Annotated in this window: 4 protein-coding genes and 1 pseudogene; 4 read left to right on the top strand and 1 reads right to left on the bottom strand. The window is 40.2% G+C overall.

Annotated elements, in window-relative coordinates:
- Positions 1–435: ABC transporter substrate-binding protein (locus QT990_RS35555; protein ID WP_333148341.1), on the top strand; the 435-nt coding region annotated here is incomplete at its 5' end.
- A 255-nt stretch (positions 436–690) separates the two neighbouring features.
- Positions 691–978, top strand: coding sequence for a DUF6444 domain-containing protein (locus QT990_RS35550; RefSeq protein WP_333311133.1), 288 nt, complete (start codon positions 691–693; stop codon positions 976–978).
- On the opposite strand, the pseudogene QT990_RS35545 reads toward QT990_RS35550, so the two are convergent.
- Positions 968–2,332 (bottom strand): annotated as a pseudogene (locus QT990_RS35545) (IS4 family transposase). The gene QT990_RS35550 and the pseudogene QT990_RS35545 overlap by 11 nt on opposite strands.
- A gap of 108 nt (positions 2,333–2,440) precedes the next feature.
- Here QT990_RS35545 and QT990_RS35540 point away from each other — a divergent pair.
- Positions 2,441–2,722: a hypothetical protein gene (locus QT990_RS35540; protein WP_333148337.1), complete on the top strand. Its 282-nt coding sequence runs from the start codon at positions 2,441–2,443 to the stop codon at positions 2,720–2,722.
- Positions 2,723–2,779: 57 nt separating this feature from the next.
- Positions 2,780–2,944 (top strand): hypothetical protein, encoded by a 165-nt coding sequence (locus QT990_RS35535; RefSeq protein ID WP_333148335.1) that lies wholly within the window; start codon positions 2,780–2,782, stop codon positions 2,942–2,944.
- The last annotated feature ends 290 nt before the right edge of the window (positions 2,945–3,234 follow it).

Raw genomic sequence — 3,234 nt, 5'->3', positions numbered from 1 at the left:
GTGTTCCAAGATACGGGTGGAGATGAACAAGGGGCGATCAATGCCTTCAATACTCTGATCAATCAGGATAAGGTGGTAGGTCTTGTGGGCCCAACTCTCTCCCAGCAGGCTTTTAGTGCCGATCCGATCGCCGATCGAGCAAAAGTTCCCGTACTCGGCCCCTCCAACACCGCTAAAGGCATTCCCCAGATTGGCGATTATGTGGCCCGAGTCTCCGCGCCTGTGGCCGTGGTAGCACCTAACGCAGTTAAAGCTGCACTGAAGCAAAATCCCAATATTAAGAAAGTAGCGGTGTTTTTTGCTCAGAATGATGCTTTTAGCAAATCTGAGACTAGACCTCTTGCAAAAATATTTTATGATATAATTAAAGATTTGGAATTTTTCAAAATGTCTGTCCAAATAAGTTCCCAAAGCTCAAAAATCTTGTGGCTTTGAATAACCAAGAAACATTCAGATGATAAAATATTTGCGTTCTTCTATTTGAGGTGAATATTATCAATGTTATACGAACAAGCCAAAACTCTTAAAAGTAGCCAATTTAAAAGACGGTTTGGGGTGTCTCCAAAAACCTTTAACCAAATGGTAGAAGGTAAGGATTCAGGTAAAAATAGTTCCGCAGAGAGCCGAACAATATGGTAATGTAGTCAGATGAGCGAAAAGTCAGAGTTATCAGCAGCACTAAAATTAGAAATGGTTGACCAGTTGAGCCACCAGGAGCTGGTCAAAATTGTGCTCACCCAACAGAAGCTGATTGAAAAATTACAACTCCAGCTCGAAAAGCTCCAAGAGAGACAGCCTAGCAATAGCAAAACATCATCGAAACCCCCATCAAGCGATCTGATACAGAAATCAGAGACAGCCGCTTTTGACAACTCAAAAGAGTCAGAGTCCGAGCATTACTCACAAGTTAAGCTAAAAGCACTATTGTCAATGAGTAATTTTACTCATTTTTTACCTGTTGACCCAATTAAAATATGACTCCATTTGTTCCTTTATTATTGAAAAAAAATTGTTCGGGACTTCTTTGAGTTCCAGGGAAAGGAGAAATAATTAGCCTGACATGAGGTTTTCGTCGTCGCTTAACAATCCCTAAATCTTGATTTTTTGCGTCGGCAAAATACTTAACTAGGTCAGAAGCTAATCCTTTTTGATAGGCCACAGAAAAATGATACATCCCTCGATAAATCATTTAAGAGTGAAACACGTTCAATTGGCACTCCTAATTCATCCGCAACGGCATCTCCCAAGTCTACCAAAACCGCATAAAATAGCCAAGTAGCCCAGATTTGAAGCTGGATTCCGTTGGACGAACCTGTCCATAAATAACTTAAATTTAGGAGTCTCTTTACTGTACAAAATGCCGATTCAATTCGCCAGCGTCTTTGATATAAATCGGCTACTACATAGGGTGGCAATATTTCGGGATTTTGGACACTTGTCAGATAAGAACGCCAGGAATTTTTCGAGCAAATTTGTACTAATTTTATAGTCAAAACAGGCGTTTTTTTTGTCCCTGCACCTATCTGAATTATTTGGTCTTTGACATCATAAGTATTGGTTAATACCCGCTTGACTTGATAAGATGCACCTTTCTTAATCCGAGTAATAAATCCAATTTCTTTCTCGATTAATTTTGACCAAAAAGCGAAGTGATAGAAGCCTCTATCTAATAACAGCAAGGTTTTTGGCTTAACTTTTTTTAGTAAATCCTCTTCCCAATGACTATCTGCTTGTTTCGGATTTTCCCAAAACCAAATTTCTTCGGGAAGATGAGTTACTAGGTCTATGATTACTCCCATTTTCCCGGATAATTGACCACTAGGAACATCTGATAAACTTTCTAGTTTACAAAATAATGCTTCTAATGTTGAGCCGTCAGCTATCCAGATATTTTCAAAGTTTTTTAAGGCAAATTGTACGCTATGTGGTAATGGTCTCGATTTTCTCATCAACCATTTTTGTCGAAAATGAGGTAGTAATTCTTTAAATACTTTTTCAAATAAAATTGATGGAAAAGTTAAAAATCTCGCTCGACAATGCTTGTTGACTAATTTCAGACGGCTCACACCATAAAAATCCTTCTCTATTTAATAATCTAGTTAATTCTGTTACTCCTGCTACATTTCGCCATAATAAACTGGCGGATTGCTGCCATCATTAATGGTAGTGTTAGAATTCTATCTCTTAAATTTAGTTGGCGATAAAAAGTTTTTTGGGCCGCCATTGCCGGAATTAATAAATCTTCCAGGTGATTCGCAATCGCTTCATTTTCTACTTGGGGACTATTTTTTTTCTTTGCATGATCTCGGTTGATTCGTTTTTTGCTATTCATAACTGGTTTAATTATGGCTCAACTGCTTGTCCGGTCAAGGTTTCATCCTATTTTACCTTTTTTTGTCTACCCCCTTGACAATTTGCACTTTTTCTTAACTTGTCACAAATGGAGTCCGAGCCAAAGCGCAAACCAGGAGGACAGCCGGGACATATCGGCAAAACCCGAAAAGGATTTGGGCGAGTAGATAGATATCAAATCAGCACTCCTGACTCTTGCGAGCATTGTGGTAGCAAAGAATTAAGTGATGCGATCGGTTATAGCAAGCAGCAGGTAGCCTGCTTAGTTGCCTTACCTATTGAAGTGGTGGAATATCGACGAGTCAAATGTCAATGTCATGAATGTGGAGCAATAGTAATCGGCTCACCAGCATCCGGGATAGTTCCTTGACTTGACTTAAGCATCAACCTACAAGCATTATTGAGCTGGTTAGGTAATTATGGGCATATGTCCTATGAAAAACAACAAGAATTTCTGCACGAACTAGGTGGAATTGAAATTGGGATCGGGACATTACAAGCAACAAATGCGCGGGTAGCTGATGCTGTCAAACCCGCCGTTGAAGCCTTATGGCAATGGGCACCATTACAAGCTTTCCGTCCATCTCGATGAAACTCCGTGGTGTGTCAAGGGAGTCAAAGAATGGTTGACCGACAGCTACGGGTCAAGATTTTTGCCTGTTTCATGCTGCGGATACTCAGAGTAGAGCCGAATTAGAGACGATGCTGGGGCATGAATTTGCGCTCAGTGTTGAGTTCCGATGATTTTAGCGTATATAACGGTGTGATCGTGGGAGCGCAGCAGAAATGTTTAGCCCATTTACGGCAATACTTCGGACAGTTTTTAAGCAGCGAGAGTACCATAGGATAGGACTGACGGAAGGTTAGGGTGATTTAAAATTA

Origin of the sequence: Microcoleus sp. T3_B1 (assembly GCF_036700445.1) — a bacterium.
GTDB lineage: Bacteria > Cyanobacteriota > Cyanobacteriia > Cyanobacteriales > Microcoleaceae > Microcoleus.
Note: the sequence above shows the minus strand (reverse complement) of the source record. Positions and strands in the feature narration are given on the sequence as shown.

Bases quoted from the DNA above. Each gene is read 5' to 3' on its own strand.
- QT990_RS35535 (WP_333148335.1), top strand. From the start codon at position 2,780: ATGTCCTATGAAAAACAACAAGAATTTCTGCACGAACTAGGTGGAATT.
- QT990_RS35550 (WP_333311133.1), top strand. From the start codon at position 691: ATGGTTGACCAGTTGAGCCACCAGGAGCTGGTCAAAATTGTGCTCACC.
- QT990_RS35540 (WP_333148337.1), top strand. From the start codon at position 2,441: ATGGAGTCCGAGCCAAAGCGCAAACCAGGAGGACAGCCGGGACATATC.